At 51.3% G+C, this 21,171-nt stretch carries 17 protein-coding genes; 14 read left to right on the top strand and 3 right to left on the bottom strand.

Going from position 1 to position 21,171, the window contains the following annotated elements:
* Positions 1-213: 213 nt before the first annotated feature.
* Positions 214-3,078 carry a toll/interleukin-1 receptor domain-containing protein gene (locus HPY30_00850; protein QYZ64665.1) on the bottom strand — a complete coding sequence of 955 codons (2,865 nt, stop codon included), beginning with the start codon at positions 3,076-3,078 and terminating at the stop codon, positions 214-216.
* Positions 3,079-3,526: 448 nt separating this feature from the next.
* Between HPY30_00850 and HPY30_00845 the strand changes: the two genes are divergently transcribed.
* The 6 genes from HPY30_00845 (at position 3,527) to HPY30_00820 (ending at position 12,093) form a co-directional block, all read left to right on the top strand.
* Positions 3,527-4,774 (top strand): IS701 family transposase, encoded by a 1,248-nt coding sequence (locus HPY30_00845; GenBank protein ID QYZ64664.1) that lies wholly within the window; start codon positions 3,527-3,529, stop codon positions 4,772-4,774.
* A 167-nt stretch (positions 4,775-4,941) separates the two neighbouring features.
* Positions 4,942-8,154, top strand: coding sequence for an AAA family ATPase (locus HPY30_00840; protein QYZ64663.1), 3,213 nt, complete (start codon positions 4,942-4,944; stop codon positions 8,152-8,154).
* Positions 8,151-9,316 (top strand): IS3 family transposase gene (locus HPY30_00835; protein ID QYZ64662.1). Its coding sequence is split into 2 segments (ribosomal slippage): positions 8,151-8,412 and positions 8,412-9,316, totalling 1,167 coding nucleotides; the frame shifts between segments, so codons are not numbered across the junction. The genes HPY30_00840 and HPY30_00835 overlap by 4 nt, the downstream gene beginning before the upstream one ends.
* A 37-nt stretch (positions 9,317-9,353) precedes the next feature.
* Positions 9,354-9,758, top strand: coding sequence for a hypothetical protein (locus tag HPY30_00830; GenBank protein ID QYZ64661.1), 405 nt, complete (start codon positions 9,354-9,356; stop codon positions 9,756-9,758).
* Entirely contained in the window at positions 9,755-11,791 is a 2,037-nt protein-coding gene (locus HPY30_00825) for an AAA family ATPase (GenBank protein QYZ64660.1), read from the top strand. Before HPY30_00830 ends, HPY30_00825 begins: the two co-directional genes overlap by 4 nt.
* Positions 11,792-11,841: 50 nt before the next feature.
* On the top strand, positions 11,842-12,093 hold the full coding sequence (locus HPY30_00820) for a hypothetical protein (protein QYZ64659.1): 252 nt from the start codon (positions 11,842-11,844) through the stop codon (positions 12,091-12,093).
* Positions 12,094-12,162: 69 nt separating this feature from the next.
* On the opposite strand, the gene HPY30_00815 is transcribed toward HPY30_00820, so the two are convergent.
* Complete coding sequence (locus HPY30_00815; protein ID QYZ64658.1) at positions 12,163-12,492, bottom strand: hypothetical protein; 330 nt, start codon at positions 12,490-12,492, stop codon at positions 12,163-12,165.
* A gap of 41 nt (positions 12,493-12,533) precedes the next feature.
* Positions 12,534-14,153 (bottom strand): hypothetical protein, encoded by a 1,620-nt coding sequence (locus HPY30_00810; GenBank protein ID QYZ64657.1) that lies wholly within the window; start codon positions 14,151-14,153, stop codon positions 12,534-12,536.
* Positions 14,154-14,547: 394 nt separating this feature from the next.
* Between HPY30_00810 and HPY30_00805 the strand changes: the two genes are divergently transcribed.
* The 8 genes from HPY30_00805 to HPY30_00770 all read left to right on the top strand — a co-directional run bounded on the left by HPY30_00805 (position 14,548) and on the right by HPY30_00770 (position 21,164).
* Complete coding sequence (locus HPY30_00805) at positions 14,548-16,236, top strand: HDOD domain-containing protein (protein ID QYZ64656.1); 1,689 nt, start codon at positions 14,548-14,550, stop codon at positions 16,234-16,236.
* A gap of 61 nt (positions 16,237-16,297) precedes the next feature.
* Complete coding sequence (locus tag HPY30_00800; protein QYZ67852.1) at positions 16,298-16,657, top strand: ATP-binding protein; 360 nt, start codon at positions 16,298-16,300, stop codon at positions 16,655-16,657.
* Positions 16,658-16,668: 11 nt separating this feature from the next.
* Positions 16,669-17,001 (top strand): STAS domain-containing protein, encoded by a 333-nt coding sequence (locus HPY30_00795; GenBank protein ID QYZ64655.1) that lies wholly within the window; start codon positions 16,669-16,671, stop codon positions 16,999-17,001.
* A gap of 9 nt (positions 17,002-17,010) precedes the next feature.
* On the top strand, positions 17,011-17,805 hold the full coding sequence (locus tag HPY30_00790; GenBank protein ID QYZ64654.1) for an ABC transporter permease: 795 nt from the start codon (positions 17,011-17,013) through the stop codon (positions 17,803-17,805).
* Positions 17,806-17,826: 21 nt separating this feature from the next.
* Positions 17,827-18,651 carry an ABC transporter ATP-binding protein gene (locus HPY30_00785; protein QYZ64653.1) on the top strand — a complete coding sequence of 275 codons (825 nt, stop codon included), beginning with the start codon at positions 17,827-17,829 and terminating at the stop codon, positions 18,649-18,651.
* Positions 18,648-19,637: an MCE family protein gene (locus HPY30_00780; GenBank protein ID QYZ64652.1), complete on the top strand. Its 990-nt coding sequence runs from the start codon at positions 18,648-18,650 to the stop codon at positions 19,635-19,637. Before HPY30_00785 ends, HPY30_00780 begins: the two co-directional genes overlap by 4 nt.
* Positions 19,630-20,259 (top strand): hypothetical protein, encoded by a 630-nt coding sequence (locus HPY30_00775; protein QYZ64651.1) that lies wholly within the window; start codon positions 19,630-19,632, stop codon positions 20,257-20,259. Before HPY30_00780 ends, HPY30_00775 begins: the two co-directional genes overlap by 8 nt.
* A gap of 191 nt (positions 20,260-20,450) precedes the next feature.
* Positions 20,451-21,164, top strand: a complete 714-nt coding sequence (locus tag HPY30_00770) for a protein-L-isoaspartate(D-aspartate) O-methyltransferase (GenBank protein QYZ67851.1) — start codon at positions 20,451-20,453, stop codon at positions 21,162-21,164.
* The last annotated feature ends 7 nt before the right edge of the window (positions 21,165-21,171 follow it).

The raw sequence follows: 21,171 nt of genomic DNA, 5'->3' as shown, positions 1-21,171 counted from the left end.
TGTCCATTGGACCACGTCAAGCCAGTCAGAGAGCGGCTATTCTGAGTAAACCTGACATGCTTGGATCCTCCTTTTAGATACCTCTGGAAGCTATCATAATTTAGTAATATTTATCTGTGAACCAGGTTCCTGATTACGAACGTTTGGCGGTGTGACAGGGTCTGGTATAAGTTTTGGGGAAGGTCAGCCGGCACCATGGAGGATCCGCCCGGATTAAAGCTTGGTAATACCATAACGGCGCAACTCTGATTCACTCAGTTCAGGCCCCCGCTGGGTTGCCATTGCCAACAGATCATCTACTTTCCATAGTTGCCAGATACGAATCAGCCCATCTGTTGTACCACTCACTACAGATTCACCATCACCGGTGAAACACACGGCGGTGACCGCAATCCTTGGCAGGTCCAGCCGTCGCAGTTCAGCGCCATTGCGTGAATCCCAGACTCGAAGTGCTCCATCCTGTGCGCCACTGACCAGACGCTCGCCTTTAGGGCAGAATGCTATTGAGAACACTCTTGCACGATGGCCCAGCAGTTCGATGGGAGGCGTGGTGCCATTTGCGTCGATCACTGTGATGGATTCATTGTGGGCCACGGCATAACGGTCATCATGAGGTGACCAGGTACCCAGGTGGCAGCTACTTCCAGCGATGGGAGGGGTCTTTATGTGTTGCCCTGTATCCACATGCCACAAGCTGTAGCCTCTCTCATCATCAGCCCGCAGCAGGTGGCTACCATCTGATGATAGGGCCAAAAGACCATTTCCAGGTATCTCCAGGAGTTGAGTGAGTGGGTCGAGTGCCCAAACCTGTGTCGCAACTGACCACCCGCCAACGTCGACGGCAATGCGGTGTCCGTCGGCTGATGTTGCCAAACCTGTATAGATACCTTCATCCATGAGTCGCTCTGTATCTTGAATGCCGAAGTCTTCAAGGGTGAGAAAGCCATCATCCTTCTCCTGCTCAACCCTGCGACTGAGGAGTGATTCATATTCATAGCCGTCGTCACAAGGCGTGTAATGGAATACAGATTGGCGTTCATGGAACGGGATGCCTACAAGGGTACTATCTGCAAGCCAGGCGAGATGTCGCTCTTCGGGGGCAGGGGGAGGATAGAGGTCGATGTGTTTAGGCGGATCATCCAGCGCCCAAACACATGCCAGTAGAGGATCCGCCGTAGCAAACAGACGGCTGCCGTCGGGGGAAACGTCCATTTGGGCAAGGGGCCGCACTCCTGTGTCGCGGTACACCACGACTCCTGCCTCTGCGCAATCGTGCATATCCAGGCTTTTCTGCTCACCATTTCCACGCAAATCCCATAGACGAGCCGTGTCATGGAGTAGGCCTGTGATCAGCAATTCATTCCCCGAGAAGCACGGTGCTACTGCGGTGAGAAAGTCGTGGCCGCCGAGTAGCGCCAATGTGTCATAGGTTTTATCAAAATCGAAGATGCGTACATAGCCATCTTGCCCAACAGCTGCCCCCAAACTGCCGTCCGGGGAGGCCACGAGTGCACCTGGTATATCGCTCAGGTCTCCCAGCAGACTTATAGCTTTACCTTTTGGGAGGGGTTTTAGGTAGCCCTGATTTTCGCAGATGAACAATAATTGGTGTTGGTCCCCACGAAAGTGAAGGGAGGTTACATGCTGTTCGGAACGGCGTTGCCAAACCTGTCGGCCCGTGCGGGTATTATGGACTGTAACCAGATATTTGAATTCCTGATCAAGGTAACGACCCACCGCCGCATATTGGCCGTCGCTGCTGAGCGCTGCTGTTACGGGTTCTGCACCAGATGGCCCGTGAGGTCTCAGACCCTTATCTTTCGCTATCTCCGGGCTACGTGGGGAGCGCAAGTTTTTTATCTTTGTGGACCACCTCCCGTTTTCATCGGGGGGCACGAGTTCCTGTACCGGCTTTTGCTTATCCATGTCCCAAAGCCAACTGTGGCCGCGGTGATCAGCGGTCAACAGCCAACGCTCGCTGTGGTCAAAGTCCGCTGCCGCCAGATCATACGGGAGAAAGTAATCCAGGTGTTTCGCCGTTTTTGTGAAGGGGTCTACTCGCAGGCATTTGCCACCGTCCTCGAGGATTACTACCCCAGCGTCACTTACTGCACGGATAGTACGTCCTGAGCCATCCGGCGACCATCGAGCAAGGATTTCGCCATCATTCAAGTGTATAACCCAGGCATCTCCATCCTGGTAGCCAATAAACAGCTGATCTTCCTGCTCCAGAAAGCGAAGACACGCGATCTCTCCGGTGGGGCCGACAGGCCCCAAGCTGCGCGATACACGTAATGTTCGATCCAGAGCCAATACGGCATGTTCACTGGGAAAGTTGGCCGTGATGTTTGCTGCTGCCAATGGGATTGAGAGGTCCGGGTTGTAGAAGCCTGCCAGAACCCGATCCGCCAGCCGGTCGGCCCGTTCAGCCCGGCCTCGCTCCAAGGCTTCTTCGCTGGCACGGATGTAAGCGAGTTGCAGTTCATTCGGTGGTGCGCTTCCCGCAGGCATACTGTTCGACCAATCAAGAGCCGAGTCCAGGTCCATGTCGGAAAGCAATGCTCCTTTTTTGGCACTCCAGTGGCTTGCGCGGTTTAATAACTCTTCTGAGTATTGGCGCCACTTGTGATCCTGACGCACGGCTCCCAATACCTGATCAAGTGCCTTTGCCAGGGAGTCCTTCCTGCGAGCATCAATGAGTTGACGTTCGGCCAGCCACACCGGTAATTGCGCAGAATCGATGGGGGCAAGTACGGTTTCTAATGATTGATCAACACTATCGGCCTTGTCACTCTCAGGCAGGGAGAGGATTAAGGGAACCAGTGGTTTGCCACAGTTATTCCCATGCTGAGCCTCTTGGGCCACTTCTGAAGAAGCCAAGGCGTCTGGAGTAACAATTACGATTAGGCAGCCTGCTGCTTCAATAGCACGCTTCAGTTCCACTCTCCAGCGATTGCCGGGTGGAATACGATCATCGGTGTCCCGCCAGGATGTCAGTCCGTTGAGTCGCAAGTGTTCGACTACGAGGTCAGCCTTGGCTGCATCCTTACGGGAGTAGGAGATGAAAGCATCAGCCATGATCAGAGTGTGGCTTATATGGCTTTGACAGGATTTTATTATACTACGGTATTGATTGTCTCAACATATTCTGTGTCATATCTCATGCTCATAATTAAAAGTGGGTTAATAAATGATTATGATCAGCACGAGATAACAATTCGCCACAAACAGGATGCATTACATATGGCATCGCAGTTTCTTTCATCCTAATTCTACTTTGTCAGATTAGATCTATAAGTAACTCACTGAATAATATAAAATATATGCTGTGAATTTCTTGGCAATCATCGTAAGGAAGAGCATCAAATGACAAGCACCAAGGTCATTTGAATTACCTGATACGCGCATAAGTAGAATCGATCGCATAGCGGAGCGATTCCAACGTTTCCAGTACCGCTTTGAATCCCATTTTCGAAGCAAGACGAGGTCGGTGTTTCAACCGGTCACACACTATCTCAAAGGCCTGATGCAAGCGCAGAGAAAGAACATGGAACGCATGGAAGAGGTGGTTGCAGGCGCAGATGATCAGCGTCTCCAGCATATGCTCACCGAGTCCCCGTGGGATCATCGTGCGGTGTTAGACCAAGTGGCGCTGGAAGCCGATCAATGGCTGGGTGGAACCGCGGATACCTGTCTGTTGCTCGATGAGAGTGGCCTTGCCAAGAAGGGTAAACATTCAGTGGGGGTTAAACGCCAATGGAATGGCCGCCAGGGCAAGGTGGATAACTGCCAGGTTGGTGTATTCGCAGCACTGGGTAAAGGGCACTTGTCCACGCTGATAGATGAACGTCTCTATCTACCCAAAGAGTGGGTATCGAACCCGGCTCGCTGTCGCAAGGTGGGTATCCCGGAAGTTGAACGGAAACATCAAAGCAAGTCAGAGTTGGCGCTGGAGATGGTGCGTCATCAGAGGACGCTTGGCCTGCGTTTTGCCTGGGTGGGTGCAGATGGGGGATACGGGAAGGATCCGGCTTTTCTGAGGGGTTTGGAGGCGATGGGTGAAACCTTTGTGGTGGACATCCACAAAGACCAACAGGTCTACCTGGAAGATCCACAGCCGTTCATACCGGAGAGCACGACAACGCGCGGTCGTCGTCGAAGTCGTCTGCAAGCCCAGGCAGCCCGTCTGCGCGTTGACCAGTGGCTCAATGAGCAACGGGACAGCGAGTGGCAGCAAGTGGTATTACGGGATAGCAGCAAGGGCAAACTGCGCGTCGAGATCCTGCATCATCGGGTTTGGCTTTGGGATGGAAAAGAAGCCCAGGCACATCAATGGCACCTGATTGTACGACGAGAGGTCAATTCACCGGAGACGATTAAATACACCTTGTCGAATGCACCGGAAGAAACGCCATCCCATTGTCTTGCAAAGATGCAGGCGCAGCGGTTCTGGGTTGAGCGTTCGTTCCAGGATGGTAAGAGTGAATCAGGTCTTGCTGATTATCAGGCCCGTAAATGGAAATCCTGGCATCACCATATGGCCTTGGTCATGATGGCGATGTTATTCATGCTCGAAGAGCGAATTGTGCAAAAAGATGATCACCCCTTACTCAGTTGTTCAGACATCGAATCGCTATTGCGTGCCTTCCTGCCACGGCGAGATATTGAACGCGATGAAATACTACGGCAAATGACGAAACGGCATCGTAAACGACAAGCGGCTATCGACTCCCAATATCGAAAACAGACGCTGGAACAGTCGGTTGCCGGGTGATGGAATCTGACAAAGTAGAACTAAGGAAGCGCCGATTTATTCATCAGAACGTAGGGTGCGCTGTGCGCACCATGATTGCTTGGTCGCGAAAGTTATTTTTGCCTCCTATGCAAAACTTCACTACTATCAGTTTACGGAAAGAGTAAATAATAAAATCAAATACTTGCATGGCTTACTGGACTACTTACAAACGGAATCCACTTTTGCTCGAGTCGCCGGGAGAGTGGGAGACCGTCACAGATGAGGATGCGCAGGCCGTGTGGTCCAGGATCCCGCAGCTCCAGCGGAACGCGTTACCGCAGATCGAAAGCCTTGACTACCGTGTGCTCAGGATTCCGCTGCCTTTTTATCCCGGTCACCATCTCTACGAATTTGTCATTCCCGAACTGACGCCTGTGTTGCCCTGTTACGCACTGGTCGGGCCAGATGATATGCAGGTGCTTGATTGGTCTGATTCCACGATTTTGAAGATCGGTCTGCTTGGCAGCTTCCGCATCAACGAAGAAACTGTACTTGATTACGTGCGTTTCTTCTGTGCACATGTGGCCGGATGTGCACATGAGGCCGGGCGCTACGGACGCTTTCTGCTGCTGGAAACCTCGGATATTCCAAATGGGTTCACCGACAAACAGCTTGAACTGCTGAACAGACATTTTATACCGTTGACCACTGCGGAGCTGACCAGGGGAAGGGAGGATGATACCTTTAATTTTCCGGTCATGATTCGCTCCCAGCGTAGTATCGCTAAGTCAAAGGTGAGCGTGACACTGACAGGTCAGGTGAATATCGAGCTGGATGAATTTGTAGCAGGCATGTTTCCCCTGGTCGAGGGCCGGCCAACCAATGCAGATTATCCGGGTAAACCAACGTTCGACTTCAATGATGGATGGCAACCATTGGGCAGCATGGATGCAACGCTTCGTAAACAGTTGGATGGCTTCGACAGCATCAGTGCATCACCATACGGTGATGCACTGACATATCAGAAATTATCCTTTATCAAGGACACCGTCCTGTTGCGTATTCTTGCAGAACAACCCGGAATAGGGTTTGGCATGTATGCGCTTTGGTCTGCACAGGGACTGTTTCCGCTCAACGGCCGTTCGGCGCCGATTTACGAAGCTATCGAACGCGAACAGTTCGTGCCTGATAATAGTACCGCGGTCGATTATATGCAGTTTTTCTGCACCTTTGTACATGCAGAACAGGGGCCATTCCGTGTGGTGAACCGAATGGATGAGCTCAATGTCATTGAGCAACAGGACGACAAAGAAGTGTCGATCTCCGTTGATGACAATATGGAGAGTCTGCTGTATCCGGTCGCCTGGTATGGTGATCCGGAAAAACCACAGTGGCATTTTAGTGCATTCAATCAGTATGGCGGTGACCTGTTTCGCAACACTTTTAAACTGAAACCGAGCGGCGAGTTGGAGATGACCGACGATGTATCTGTCGTCACGGACATACCGCACGACCCAAAACGTAACGAGATACAGCAGATAAGCGGCACGATCCCAGTTACGGGAGCTGGTGGCATCAAGCCTGCTGATATGGCTGCGTTGATCAGAAAAACCAGCCAAATGGGCAAGTGGCCCGGTTATCTTAACGAGCGCGAACTCGAAGCATCCATCCTGAGTGAATGCGTGCGACTGCAGTTGCTGCATGTGTTGCGGGCCGGGCAGGCGGCGCCTCTATTCGAAGCCGACCTGGAAGCTGATAATGAGAGCTTGCTGCAGGCATTCACCGATTTTGTTTGCCGCCTGTATCCTGTCATGGTGCTGGAGTCCTCGATACCCTTTATCGAAAGGATCGTCGGCGACTTACTGGAGAAGCGTTCCAGCAGTGTGCGATTTCGTTCGAAAGTGGATGCCGCACCAGGCAACGAGCTAAAGTGCGTTATCCCTGATCTGGACGACAATTCCCTGCTGGTGTTATCCATGCATCACTACAGGGCTATCGTGCGCCCTGAGGCTGTGGTATATCAGCTTGGAGTAACGGATGCGGGACTGCTAATCGGCTGCGATGCAACATCCATCATTCCAACCGCACTGCAACGGGTCACGGACGTGGTCCTGACGCTTGGCGCCATCGAGCCGGGGCAATTCAGGACACTGTTCTGCACGCTGTTCGATTGCGAATGGCCTGCCGATGCCGAGGAAAATCCATTATGGCAACACTACGTAACACCCGGTGACTTTTACCAGCCGGTACGCGAAATGCTGCAACGGCGTTACAACACGACTGCTACCCATGAAGAGGCCGGACCGTTCTGGTCAGTAGCGGATGCGCTGGCGGCAATCGAGGCGCGGGTAATCGGACGACTGTCCGAGGTTGATAGTGATGAGAGCCTCGGACTTGATGAATTGCATGGTCTGGGTGAGGCGAAGGCCATCCTCAAGGATCTGCTTGTCGATATTCGCGCCGCAGCAGCCGGCGAGATGGCTTGGTCGGATATGGATCGCGGTATGCTGCTTACCGGCGAACCCGGTACCGGCAAGACGCTACTTGCGCGCGCCCTGGCGCGTGATTGCGGAGTACGGTTTATCCAGTCGAGCGCAGCACGCTGGATCGCCGGCACGGATGACCTCAGTGGACATCTGCGCGCTATGCAGGCGAGCTTCGCGGAAGCGCGTCGCAACGCTCCCTGTATCCTGTTTATCGACGAACTCGATTCCATCGGAAACCGTGAGCTATTCGAGGGCCGCAATCGTGATTACTGCACCCAGGTGGTGGACGCACTGTTGCAGGAACTGCAGGGAGCTGTTGACCGTGAGGGTGTTTTTGTCATCGGTGTGACTAACCATGTTCGCAATGTCGACCCTGCACTGACTCGTGCCGGGCGTCTCGATCAGATTGTGTACGTACCACGTCCTGATCGCCATGCCCTGACCGAAATTATCCGTTTATACCTCAAGCCACATGCTGAGGAAAACAATCTTGACAGCGATGTTGATGAAAAGGCTCTGGCCGGGATGGCATTAGGGGCCACCGGTGCAGATATCGAATTTTTTGTACGTGACGCCGCCCGCCGTGCGCGCAAGGAAGGCACATCCATTAGCCATCGCCACTTGGCCGCAGCCATTACCCGCGCACCACGCAGCATGGGCACTACCTGTATCGTTTCCCCGCAGGAACAGGCACGTACTGCGGTACATGAGGCCGGCCATGTCATCGCGATGCTGTTGTGCAAACACTACCCTGTGCGCATCAATATGGTCTCGATCATTCCGCGCAGTAATGGCAGCCTGGGTTTTACCGGGGCCATGCCGGAGGATCGTCATTATCTGACCCGCAGTGCCTGCCTGGAATACCTTGACGTGGTCCAATGGACAGGTACACCCCAGTTAAGCATCATTGACTTAACTGAGGTAGAAAAATGAAAGAACGAAAGAAATATTCGAAGGAATTCAAGCTAGACGCGGTCAGTCTGGTTCTTGAGCAGGAATATACTCGAAGGGAAGCAGCAAACAGTCTGGGCATCAATGCCCAAATGCTGGGGCGCTGGGTGAAAGAACATCAGGCAGAAGATGGGCAGGCATTTCGAGGCAATGGCAAGTTGAGTTCTGAACAGGAAGAAATCAGGAAGCTCAAGGCTCAGGTTAAACGCCTTGAGATGGAGAAAGAAATCTTAAAAAAAGCAACGGTATTCTTTGCAGCAGAAACGAAGTGAAATATTCGTTCATCACCCAGCATAAGAATGCCTATCCAATCAGCTTGCAATGTCAGGTTTTGGGTGTGAGTCGTAATGGTTACTACCAGTATCAAAGGGGCTTGGGTAACAGGCCAGACCGAATACATCAGGAGATGCTGGAGTGGGTTGAGGATATCGCCAAGAGTTCAGACTACACTTATGGCAGTCGCAGAATGAAAAAAGCCTTGAATGTCCTGGGCTATCCGGTGAGTCGGAATAAGGCAAGGAAGTTAATGCGTGAAGCCAATGTACAGGCGCGTCAGCGCAGGAAATATAAGGTTACGACAAACAGTAACCACCAGCAGTCGGTTTTTAACAACCTGCTCAAGCGAGAGTTTGCTGTGGCCCAGCCCGATCATGTCTATGCGGCGGACGTGACTTATGTATGGACCCAGGAAGGCTGGTTATACCTGGCGGTAGTGATAGACCTGTATTCACGTAAAGTGGTCGGCTGGAGCATGAGTTCCCGGATGAAGGCAAAGCTGGTCTGTGATGCATTGCAAATGGCGATCTGGCGACGTCGACCGAAGGGCGGATTGATTCACCACTCAGATCGTGGTTCTCAATATGCCAGCAAGGCTTTTCGGCGGTTACTCAAAGCCCATGATATCAATGGCAGTATGAGCAGGAAGGGTGACTGCTGGGATAATGCTGTAGTGGAAAGCTTCTTTGGCAGCCTCAAGCAGGAACGGGTGCATTGGAGAAGCTACCAGACACGTTACGAAGCCCAGCAGGACATATTGGAATATATTTCCATGTTTTATAATAGTACGCGGCTGCATTCATACCTGGATTATATGAGTCCGAATGATTTTGAGCAGCAAATGATGGCGCAGAAAAAAGCGGCTTAACTGGGTGTAACAAAATCCTTGACCACGTCACCTCGAGGTGTTGCTTGCAGGACGTGCTGCTGAAGAGTTGGTGTATGGCAAAGCGGGAATTTCAGGCGGTGCGGGCGGTTCAAATGAACACTCGGATCTGGCTATCGCCGTGCGCTGGACTGAAAATATGGCCTGCAGGCTTGGTTTTGGTCCTGCGGGCCAATTACGCTGGCAACAGCGCCCTGGGTCGGAGAAGTGCATCGGAGAAATCCAGGAGCTGCTTGAACAGACCTATCTGCAAATCCAGAAGAAGCTGGCTCACCACGAGATGATGTTGCATACACTGCGCGATGAATTGCTGGACAAGCATGAGTTGTTTGAAGCAGAGCTGAAACAACTGGCTGCGGCGCACGGACTACAGGCTGATAACAGGCCCGGCGTGCAAGCATCACGGCGGGAGGGAATGGCATGACGGTGGCCGGAAAGAATCTGGCCAAGGTCGATCACCGTGTCTACAAGACCTGGCTCAAGGTACTGTTTCGTACCGCGCTCACCCATAACACCGAGTGGCAGCAACGCATGCGGATCAAACCCGGTGTGGACATCATCGAGCACTTTGCAAAATATATCGAACGCGTTGTCCCGGTGATCGCAATCGAATCCTCTTTGCCTTACGCGGAGCACCTGCTGATTGAATTGATAGGGGAACATGTCAAATTCAATCGACCGGTATTTATGCCCTCGCTGTTGTCCGGCAATTGGCAGACCAGCCACGGCAAGCCATTTGATGCGCGTACCCCACTGGTACTTTCATTTCATGAATCCCAGAACGTGGAAAACAGTCTGATGTTGGTGCATGGTATCGAAACCTCAGATAATCCGGTGCTGATCGGTTGCAACCGCCTCAGCCAGGTGCCATTGGAGTTCCACCGTCTGATCGATATTACTTTGTCTCTGCCCGTGGCCTCTGCACAGCACTTCGAACAGACCTTCGAAGAGCTGTTCGAAGAACAACTTCCATCGGATTCGGCGGATGATGGACGCTGGCACAATTTCGTGTTGCCTACCGATATGCAACCACCACTGCGCCTGGGGCATAGTGCCAGTGATGCGGCCGGTTACATTCACGCACGGGTCACGACACGCCTGTCACGGTTGGATGCGGAGGACGCCCCCTCGCTGGAAGAACTGCACGGCCTGGGCGCAGCGCTCGAAATCGCCCTCGACATGAAACGGGATATACAGCTTGCACTGGACGATCACATTGACTGGAATGATGTTGATCGAGGCATACTGCTGGCAGGTCCACCCGGTACCGGCAAGACGACACTGGCCATGGCGATTGCAAAGGACTGCGGTATAAAATTTATTGCGGCCAGTGCATCCAAATGGCAATCAGGCAGTGGTCTCGGTGAGCATTTGGCACTGATCCGCGAGTCCTTTGAAGAGGCCAGACGTTTTGCACCGTCGATCCTGTTCATTGATGAGATTGATTCGATCGGCAATCGTGAGAATCTGGACAGTCACGGCTTAACCTACCAGGCCACGGTCATCAATTATCTGCTGGAGCAACTCGACGGTTTTTCGGGTCGTGGCGATATCATCGTCATTGGTGCAACTAATTATGCAGACAATATTGACCCGGCACTCAGACGGGCCGGGCGGCTCGACCAGGTAGTGGACGTCGGTTATCCGACGGTGCGGGCACTGGTTGGGATCTATAATTACCACCTGAAAGAACTAAAAACAGACGGCAAACTTGCCACAGATGTCAATTGCGATGCGCTGGCGCGGGTATCATTCGGCCTGACCGGTGCCGATGTCGAATTTTTCGTACGCGGCGCTGCCCGGCGGGCTCGCAAGCGCAAGGATATTATTCGGCAGGATGACCTGCTGGCAGAGATCATGCGTCGCCCTCGTAGCGAAGGGTTATCCGAGCCGTTTGACAATAAAACTATCCAGCGCCTGGCCGTACACGAAGCCGGTCACGTCGTTATGCGGCTGCTGGGTAAAAACAAGGGTAAAGAAATCAATTATGTATCCATCGCACCTCGAAGTGACGGACGCATTGGCTATACTGCGGCATTTGACGATGAACGCGTGTCCATGACAAGTGAAGATTACCTGCACGAGATACGGATCCTGCTTGCGGGACGAGCCGCAGAGGAGGTGATATTCGGCACAAACGATGTATCGGATATGGCAGGCAAATATGATTCGAAAAGTGATCTGTCTCAAGCCGTAAGCATGCTGCACTACATCAGCAAGTACTCCGGACTGGGTGAGCTGAAAGACATTGTATTCCGTTTCGATCTTACACAGGAAGCTGCGCAGGAACACGAGCAGCACATTGACAGGAAAGTCATGGATCTTTACTCGGATCTGCTCGATGAAATGGGTCGCTCGAAGCCGCTAATCAAACGGATTGCCGACAGGTTGGCGGATGAACAGGTGCTGGACGGGGCTGAAATCGAAAGGTTGGCACAGGATAGCGGCGGGGCCTGACGCAGGCTGGATGAGGATCAGGACCGGCAATCGGTGTGAGGTTAGAAGGCATGATGATGGAAATCAATGCAAACTCAGTGTCGGATTTCCTGTCACAACATGAGGTGGCGGAGCCAATCATGATCAAACGGCAAGGTATACCGCACGCTGTGATGATCCCCTATGAAATCTTCCAGGTGATGCATCGAGACAGCCGCCGTGCGTTGCGTGTCGAAGAGCTGACCGACGAAGATTTGGAAGCCATATCCAATAGTCGGCCACCAACTGAACACAACCAATACAATGATGAGTCTGAAGACTGAGTTGTCCTTCCCGGTAATTCGTACTGCTTGAAATTCTCGACCTTTTTCACGAGCCACACCCGCTATCGCTCAGGGCTCCATCATCCCCTTCGCGAGCTGGCTCATGCGTTGGAACCTCTTTACGGCTGCATCGTCGTCATTGGCGCGGGCGAGTTCCGCGTTCTTGTCAATCCACTCAAGAAGCGTCTGGTCGACGATTGCCGGCACCATCGACATGATGTCGATCCACTTGTCTTTCTGGGCCAGCTGGAGCAGATTGATGAGCTTCGATTGCGGACTGAGGCGGCGAAGCGACTCTTTTTTAACCTCGTGGGTTCCCACGAAGTTCGTCGGTGTAGACGCGATGTCCATGAGCTGGTCCAGAATTTGGTTCGCCTCTTCCACGGTTTGTATCATCACGCTTCCCTCAAGTTTGGACGTCCGTCCAGAGTCTACCTGGATTAAAAGCTCCGATTCAAGCGGTGATCCCAGAGCTGGATTTGTGCACGAACAGCGGACAGAATCTGCTCGAGCAGAAGAGCGGCTTCCTCTTCCTCGTTGAGCCGCCTTAGGGCGAGTTTCTTCTTAAGGTGGCTGATCAGTTCGTCATCGACCAGCGCCGGCACCAGGTCTGGGATTTGAAGCCAGAGTTGGGGTTCGCCCAGGGTTTCCAGAAGCAGGATGAGCTTGGAGCGCGGGCTTGGTGTTTGCAGGGCAGGCGCCAGGACCCTGTCCTGCTCGAGCAGCAAGTTCAGGAAGTCGTCTACGATGTGCTCGGCTTCCTCTTCGGTCTGCTCATTCCGTCGCGATTTGGTGCGCTCCCAGTCATCTATACTGTAGGCTTGCTGGGCGGCCTTGCGGCCCTCGATGTCCTCGGGCGGCACAGTAATCTTGGGCGGAGTGATCCACGCCGTTGGATTCATCTCCATGGCCTGCGCCAGAAGTCGTGCGCACTGTCGCCAGCTCTCCACCCTATCAAGTTCCACCGTCCATTCGCGATCAAGGCTTAGAGACGGGTTTGTGTCGAGGTACTCAGCGAGACGTGCCGCCGTATGATCGCCGAGTGCGACCGTGACGATGGGTTTATGCGCATTGGTTCCGATCTCCTGGCTGACGACGGGTCGGCCGATGCTGTTTGGTGTTGCGATGTAGAGCAGTGCTTTCGAATGACGCGCATCCTTGAAGAAGTAGTTCGCATCCTCCTCCGCGTGCTGGACGTCGTCCGGATCCGAGATGGAGAGCCTCGTGTCCGGCCAGGTCTGCCTTATCCAGGATGCTATGCGATGTGCAGCGTCGGCATCGAGATGACAGTAGGATATGAAGAGGTCGTGACGAGGCTCGGTCTCCTTAAGAGAGGCGGGGCTCTTTCGGTCGATCAGGCGGCCGTTGTCGACGCACAGCGCACGAATACTTGCCCCGCTGAACAGCAGCGATCGGTTAGACGGAATGATGCTCGGAATAGGAAACTTGATCGCGTAGCAGAAGATCTCCCGATAGGTGTCCTCGGCCGCTCGAAGCCTCGGACCATCGTGCGTAAGGTTGTAGTCGCTCAGGAAAGAGACAACCTCGTTGATCTCGGAAATTCGTTCGCGCTGCTCCCGCCCTATTGGTACGCGCCGGGCGAGAACCACGTGCCCATTCCTGTCGAATACGACGAGTCCGCAGGTACGGCTCTTCTCGCCAAAACTACATAGGATCTCGCGTGACTGCTCTGCTTGCGCGCGCGATGCCGGATCGACCGCCTTGTGTTCGTTGATCGGAAACAGGCTCAGGAAGATCGTTTCCCACCGCGCCTCTTCGTCGTCCCAGAGCACGGGGATGACGCAGCCGAAGATTTCTGTCAGGTTTAGTACCGAGACGATGTCCACAATCACGGTGCATGGGGTTGACTCGTCGATGGGAGCCGAGAAATCTAGCGGGCGCTGCAGGAAGACAACAGGGAGAACAGAGTTGCCATCGCGGACAAGCTCGATATGCGTGTCGGCATGGCCTTTCAGGCCTTCGCGCTGGACGTCCTCCCACGTCGGGAGAGCGCTATGGTCGATCTCCCCCTCAGGGTGGGGTGTCTCCTTATCTTTCATGTAAGCCCGTTTGGTAAAAAAACAGTCGTATTGAGATATCAACATCCTAACATCTGTTGAACACGTCACAATGCCTTTGTGTATTGCCTCGAATGAGGCATACAATTGACTGGAATAATTCTAGTTGCCAGTGGGGATTACCATGGGTTGCGCGTGCATATTGGCTTATATCACCGGGGCGGTGGATCAGGAACTCCTTTTACGGAATGAGAGTCTTGCTGCCGAAAACCGGATTCTGATTGGACCGCCTATATCCGCGCGCACATGCCTGTTCTTGCGGGAACTGACTTTTTTTCGTTGGAAGTACTTGCGACCTATTGGAACTAAATATGCGAGTGCAGGTTGAGATCGTTTCCTGGGAACTAATGTTCTGACAAATTGAAAGGGCTCTGTATTGGATCTGATATCCCTGGATGGTTTAGACATAACGGAACTCCCCATGCCGCCTCAGGGTGTACTGGCTGTCGTCCATGCTTGTGCCCGGAACGAGATGGATGCAACACGCATTAGTGAACTGGTTACTCAGGTTCCATCGCTTTCTGCAGAACTTCTGCGCCTTTCAAATACTGCTTACTTTGGCTTTTCAGGGGAAGTGACCTCTATTGCCAGGGCAGTGACGCTCATTGGGCATAGAGTGCTCAGAAATATTGCCCTGTGCATTGCCATGAAGGCGACGCTGAAACCTGATCAATTACCTGCATTTCCTGTGGCTGAGTTCTGGGAGGCGGCTCTGCGGCGTGGGGTATGCGCCCGTATTTTGGCAGCAGAAGCGGCTCAAGACAAAGAGGCAGGATTTACCGTTGGATTGCTGCAGGACTTTGGGTTGCTGGTTATGTTCTATCTGAACCCGAAGTTAACGAATGAATGGAGTCGTTTGTCCGAGTTAACCCCTGAAACCCGATATGACCTGGAACAACAGCTGTTTAACACCACCCATGATCGGGTGGGCCTCCAGCTTGCTCAAGCCTGGTCATTGCCTGAAGATTTCACGATTGCAATGGGCTACCATCACCGGGGAACTCCAGCTGAAATTGATAAGTCATCGGTGGAGCTCTGTAAACTGGCCCGGTGTGCGGACTGGATGTCTGCTGTATTTACATCTGATAACAGGAGAGAGGCAGTAAAACAGAGCCGTTCACTCCTGTTGGATTACTACGGAATCTCTTCAGAACAGAGCAATGAGCTCATGGCGCAGGTAGCTGAGGGTATGAATGAAGCTGCCGGTGCTTTTAGATTTGATCTAGGTGAACAGGTTGATTATGAGGATTTGATCGGGGAAGCAAATTTGCACTTGGTTGAAGAGAACCTGAGTTTCCAACAGATGAATTGGCACCTGGAACACACGCTTAAGGAACGAGACAAGATTGCTTCTGAACTGAACAAGGAACTCGATTTGGCCAGGGAAGTTCAGCGCAGCCTGTTGCCAGGTGAATCGGATCAGTTGGAGGGAGTTGCTGGCCTCAATGTCTCTGCAAAAGTAGTTTCAGGAGATTTCTATGACTTTTACAAGCTTCGCAATGGAAAGGTGGCTTTTTGTATAGCTGATGTCTCTGGAAAAGGAATGAATGCAGCTCTGCTTATGGCAAAAGCAAGCAGCCTGTTTCACTGTCTGGGTAAGAGTATTCATGACCCTTCAAAGTTACTGGCCATGCTTAACAGGGAGATTCTTGAGACTTCCATTCACGGTATGTTTGTCACCATGCTGGCCGGGATTTTTGATCCTGTATCACGTGTGGTAAAAATCGCGAATGCCGGCCATCTCCCTGCAATTCTGATGCGGGGGAGTACGTTTGATTCTGAATACCCCGCGATGGCACCTCCTCTGGGTGTCATTCCAGAGACCAGATTTCCACTCGATGAGTTACGCTTGACCTCCAATATGCATCTTTATCTCTATACAGATGGATTATTGGAGGCGAAGGTCAATGGAGAACAGAGGCTGGAACGAGAGGGGTTACTTCAGCTATTTTCCCGCTATTCAGATATACCACCTGCAATGCGCTTGCTGCATATTGTTACAGATATCCGCTCCAGTGGAGGCAGGGTGGACGATGATATGACTATCCTTCTACTGAAGGGTTAATGCTGTAATGGATGCTTCTGAAACAGTGGTGGATATCCGGGTACTTTCTGAACCAAACCAGTTGAAGGTGTTACGTCAACGGGTAAAGGAGGTAGTTGCATCTGCCGGGTTTTCCAGCAAAGAGCAACAGGAACTGGTACTTGCGGTGGATGAGGCGTGTTCAAATATAATTAAACATGCCTATCATTTTAAATCGGACAGAGAGATCCATCTTATAATCCTGAAAACTGATGAGGCTCTGATATTCCAGTTGCGCGATGATGCCAATCAGGTAGATACCTCAAAATTCAAGCCCAGAGAGTGGGATCAAATCAGACCAGGCGGATTGGGGCTGCATTTTATTCAGGAGGTTATGGATAAAGTGGCGTTTATCGAAGCTGAAACCATGGGTAACACCCTGGAGATGGTCAAATATTTCTAGCGGTAAAGAGAATGACTTATCTAATAGAGGAAAAAAACGACTATTTGGTGGTGCGCCTGGAAGGGGAAGTTGACCTTAGCTGCTCACCAGAAGCACGAAGAGTGATACTGGATTGCCTGCAAAAGCAACGTCATTTACTGGTTGACCTCTCTGGGGTCAGCTATATTGACAGTTCAGGGGTGGCCAGCCTGGTGGAGGGCTATCAAGTCTCCCGTAGCAAAAATCTCAATTTTGCCTTGGTGGGCGTCAGTGACAATGCTTTGAATGTCTTGAAACTGGCCCGGCTTGATCAGGTATTTCCCATCTATACTTCAATTGAGACGCTACTTCAGGATGGATCGTAAAATCCTTAAATGAATACCCGAAAATTTATAGAGAGGATTGGGGAAAAAACCATTGATGCGATTGAAGAGGTTGGTTACCACTTTTCGCTTCTGGTTGAGAGCTTCTATTGGCTGCTTGTCGGGCGCTTCGTCAAGCAACCGGTGCGGTTGCGTAATATATTTTCAGAGATGATGAAAATTGGTGTCCTGGCGATCCCGGTGGTTATTCTGCTCTCTTTCTCCAATGGGGTAATGATGGCGATACAGGGCATAGTAACTTTGCAGGAGTTTGATGCAGAATCTCAAGTCGTTCCAGGAATTGCATATTCAGTAACGCGGGAATTTGGAGTGTTGATTACGGCGATTGTGGTTGCTGGGCGTTCTGGTTCTGCCATTGCAGCCAGGATCGGCTCCATGCAGATGTCACAGGAAGTTGATGCACTGCGGGTGATGGGAATTGAACCGGTCCGACATCTGGTCGCACCGATCATTTTTTCCATGCTAGTGATGATGCCGATACTCACCATTATGGCGGACTCTGCTGCACTGATTGGCGGAGGGGTCTATACCGGTATCGTGTTGGAACTCAGTTTAGGGACTTTTATTGATCGCTGCTTTGATGTTTTGGTCGTCTATGATGTGATGCAGGGATTGTATAAAAGTCTGATATTTGGTGTGTTGATCGCACTGGTGGCATGCAGCAATGGCTTTTCCGTCAGCGGTGGTGCAGAGGGTTTGGGAAAAGCTACGACGCGGTCGGTTGTGATGTCAATTGCACTGATTGTAATGGCAGATATGATCTTTACCTATTTCCTCAGCAGATGAATAAAGAAATGAGTAAAAAACATGGTAGTGGAATCTGAATCCACCAAAGATGAGTCGGTCATCGATGTTCAGGATCTTGTGACCTATTACGGCACACGTAAAATACTTGATCAGGTAAACCTTCAGGTTCTGGCCGGTGAAATAATGGTCATCATGGGGGGAAGCGGCTCAGGAAAATCAACACTACTGCGCCATATGCTGGCATTGAACAAACCTGCTGCAGGCGCTATTCGTTTGTTTGGAAAAGACCCGAACAAGCTCTCTGCCCCGCAACTGCATGCCATACGTCAGCGCATGGGGGTTTCGTTTCAGAATGGTGCACTTTTTAACTCTTTGAACGTGGAAGAAAACGTTGCTTTTCCGCTGCGTGAACATACCCGATTGGATGAGAATACCATCAGGATAATGGCACGCATGAAACTGGAGGTGGTTAATCTGGCCGGGTTTGAAAAATTGATGCCTTCACAACTTTCTGGAGGCATGGTCAAGCGAGCGGCACTGGCCCGCGCGATTGTTATGGATCCGAGCTTACTGTTTTTCGATGAACCGTCTGCTGGACTCGACCCTGTGGTCTCAGCCGATCTTGACGAGTTGATACTGCGGTTGCGTGATGCCATGAAGGTTACTATTGTCGTCGTAACCCATGAATTGGACAGTGCATTTCGTATTGCTGACAGAATACTGGTATTGGATAAAGGAAAGGTACTCATTCTCGGCACCGTGGATGAGGTGAAAAGCAGTGATAATCAACGGGTGCAGAATCTGCTGAATCGCAAATCAGAAGATGTCATCGTCAACCCGGATGAGTATTTACAAAGACTAACGGATGATCTGGCTGGATTATGAAACGGGATAACGTGAACTACCTGATGGTGGGCTCAGTTGTATTGGTTGGGTTTACGCTAATGCTCTATGCACTTTATCGATTGACGGGAGGCGTGGGGGAGAATGACCATTATTATACTAACTATCTTAACGTCAGTGGGTTGAATGAAGGTACTCCGGTCACTTACCAAGGCTATAAACTTGGGTCGGTTTCTAAAATCGAGCCTTATAAGCAGGAAGGCAAAACTCACTATCGCGTCACCATTATGATTCGGGACGGTTGGAAAATTCCGACAAATAGTGTCGCCAGAATATACTCCGAAGGGCTGTTGGCAGAAACCGTAATCAATATTGAGGAGGGTGATAGCAACCAATACCTGGCCACCGGTTCTGAATTACAGGGGCTCCAGGAGGTCGATGTCTTCAAGGCCATAAATAGTGTTGCAAGTGAGACAAGTGGCTTGATATCGGGCAGTGTGAAACCCCTGCTTGAAAATATTAATTCCCTTGTATCTGCAATGGGTGATCAGGTCGACAGTAATCTTCCGCAGATATTTGATGATCTTAGTCGGCTTGTTGAGACACTTCAGACAGGGGCCGATCGAATTCCTCGAATTTTGAATGAAAATGTAGAGATGAAGGTAACCAGGGCGGTTGAGAATGGCGAGGAGATGACAGCCAATCTTCTGGAACTTTCCCAAGGACTGTTGCAAACCAGGAAAGCAGTGGATGTCTTGCTTGAACAGTCCAGTGAAACAGTTAAGTCGGTGGATTCATTGATGGAAGAGTCTCAGGATTCTGTTTCTGAAAACCGAGTCGACCTTCGAAAATCTGTGCTTGCTCTTAAAGCTTCGCTGGAAACTGTCGCTGATTATACCGAAACGATATTACACAACCTTGAGGCTTCCTCCCGTCACATGAATGAATTCAGTCGTGAAATAAGAGATAACCCGGGACTGCTTCTGGGGAGTAAACCACCGCGTGAGGTTGGATCAAGCAATGAATAGGTTACTTCTAACCTGGGGGTGCTGCATCATTGCCCTCATCGCTGCTGGGTGTGCTTCTACAAAACCAGTGCCGGAAAACCACTTTTACCGTCTTGTAGAATCGAAGCCACAACATCAATTTGATGAGCTACAGATATTTGGCTCGTTAATTGTGGATCGGATTAAGGCATCTGGCATCTTAAGTGAGCGGGCATTATTGTATAGCTATGAAGTCTCTCCAGAAGCCCTGATGCAGCACCACTATCATCACTGGACGGACTCGCCGGCTTCTCTGATCCGTGAGCAATTTGTCACCTACCTTAGGAAGGTTAATCTCGCCCAGCATGTAGCAACCGACATGAGGTCTACATTTGGTGACTACCATTTGCGTGTTGAATTAAAAAAGTTCGAACGTATGTTGCTTGAAAATGGTGGGGTGGAGGTACGCGTGACACTTCGGATGGAGATAATTTCTGATGGTGATAGGCGGCCTCTGTTCATCCATGACTATTCAGAAATAAACCAGCCTGATAATACCTCTGTGCTCGCCTCGGTCCGTACCATGAATGAGGTTTTATCAAAAATCTATTCCAGGATTGTGGTGGATCTGATAAATACTATTTCCAAGCCGGGCGAAAATTGAAATATTCAACTTATCACCTATCAATAACCTAATCTAATGACAGTGTTGAGAGACTGGTCCTGTCCATGGCGAATTGTTACTTCACGAAGTACTCCCGATAAATAGATTACGACTATAATTTATGTGTAGCCCTATTCTCTACCAAGGCGTGGTGGGAAATGCTTACTGGAAAGAGATCTGCCCGTTTGTGGATGATGAGTATCCTGCTAATCACCTGCTCGGGTGTTGTCGATTCCGGGGAAAAGGACTATCCCACCCAGCGACAGGCTATGGTGGAGGTTATTGAGGCATCTGCTTTAAGAACTGCTGATTATATAGATAAAGAGGCGTTGGACCCGCGTGTGATGGAAGCAATGGGCACTGTCCCGCGTCATGAGTTTGTGCCGGATGCGGTAAAATCGTCAGCCTATGAAGACCGTCCATTACCGATCGGGCAGGGACAGACGATCTCTCAGCCTTATATCGTAGCCTTGATGACTGACCTCATGCATCCGGATCCGGAGCAGAAGGTACTTGAGGTAGGTACGGGTTCCGGTTATCAGGCTGCAGTACTCGCCGAATTGATTGACAAGGTCTATACCATAGAGATCATCGAGGAGCTTGGCGAGCAGGCGGCAGACCGCTTTCACCGGCTGGGTTATGACAATATAACGCCACGGGTGGGAGATGGATACTATGGATGGGAGGAGCATGCTCCTTTTGATGCCATTCTGGTTACCGCTGCTTCCAGTCATATTCCACCTCCCCTCATCAGGCAGCTGAAATCCGGCGGGCGCATGGTGATCCCGGTGGGAGGCCATTTTATGGTTCAGCAGTTGGTGCTGATTGAGAAGACGGAACAGGGGAAAATAATCACTCACCAGATCCTACCAGTGCGTTTCGTGCCGCTGACGGGGGATCACTGACTTTTCA

The organism is Gammaproteobacteria bacterium (ex Lamellibrachia satsuma) (assembly GCA_019623805.1).
Taxonomy (GTDB): domain Bacteria; phylum Pseudomonadota; class Gammaproteobacteria; order Chromatiales; family Chromatiaceae; genus QGON01.
Note: the sequence above shows the minus strand (reverse complement) of the source record. Positions and strands in the feature narration are given on the sequence as shown.

What these genes read in the sequence shown, in the direction of transcription:
- HPY30_00850 (QYZ64665.1), bottom strand. Translation starts at nt 3,078, where the DNA reads ATGGCTGATGCTTTCATCTCCTACTCCCGTAAGGATGCAGCCAAGGCT.
- HPY30_00845 (QYZ64664.1), top strand. Translation starts at nt 3,527, where the DNA reads ATGCAAGCGCAGAGAAAGAACATGGAACGCATGGAAGAGGTGGTTGCA.
- HPY30_00840 (QYZ64663.1), top strand. Translation starts at nt 4,942, where the DNA reads ATGGCTTACTGGACTACTTACAAACGGAATCCACTTTTGCTCGAGTCG.
- HPY30_00825 (QYZ64660.1), top strand. Translation starts at nt 9,755, where the DNA reads ATGACGGTGGCCGGAAAGAATCTGGCCAAGGTCGATCACCGTGTCTAC.
- HPY30_00820 (QYZ64659.1), top strand. Translation starts at nt 11,842, where the DNA reads ATGATGATGGAAATCAATGCAAACTCAGTGTCGGATTTCCTGTCACAA.
- HPY30_00810 (QYZ64657.1), bottom strand. Translation starts at nt 14,153, where the DNA reads ATGAAAGATAAGGAGACACCCCACCCTGAGGGGGAGATCGACCATAGC.
- HPY30_00795 (QYZ64655.1), top strand. Translation starts at nt 16,669, where the DNA reads ATGACTTATCTAATAGAGGAAAAAAACGACTATTTGGTGGTGCGCCTG.
- HPY30_00790 (QYZ64654.1), top strand. Translation starts at nt 17,011, where the DNA reads ATGAATACCCGAAAATTTATAGAGAGGATTGGGGAAAAAACCATTGAT.
- HPY30_00785 (QYZ64653.1), top strand. Translation starts at nt 17,827, where the DNA reads ATGGTAGTGGAATCTGAATCCACCAAAGATGAGTCGGTCATCGATGTT.
- HPY30_00780 (QYZ64652.1), top strand. Translation starts at nt 18,648, where the DNA reads ATGAAACGGGATAACGTGAACTACCTGATGGTGGGCTCAGTTGTATTG.
- HPY30_00775 (QYZ64651.1), top strand. Translation starts at nt 19,630, where the DNA reads ATGAATAGGTTACTTCTAACCTGGGGGTGCTGCATCATTGCCCTCATC.
- HPY30_00770 (QYZ67851.1), top strand. Translation starts at nt 20,451, where the DNA reads ATGATGAGTATCCTGCTAATCACCTGCTCGGGTGTTGTCGATTCCGGG.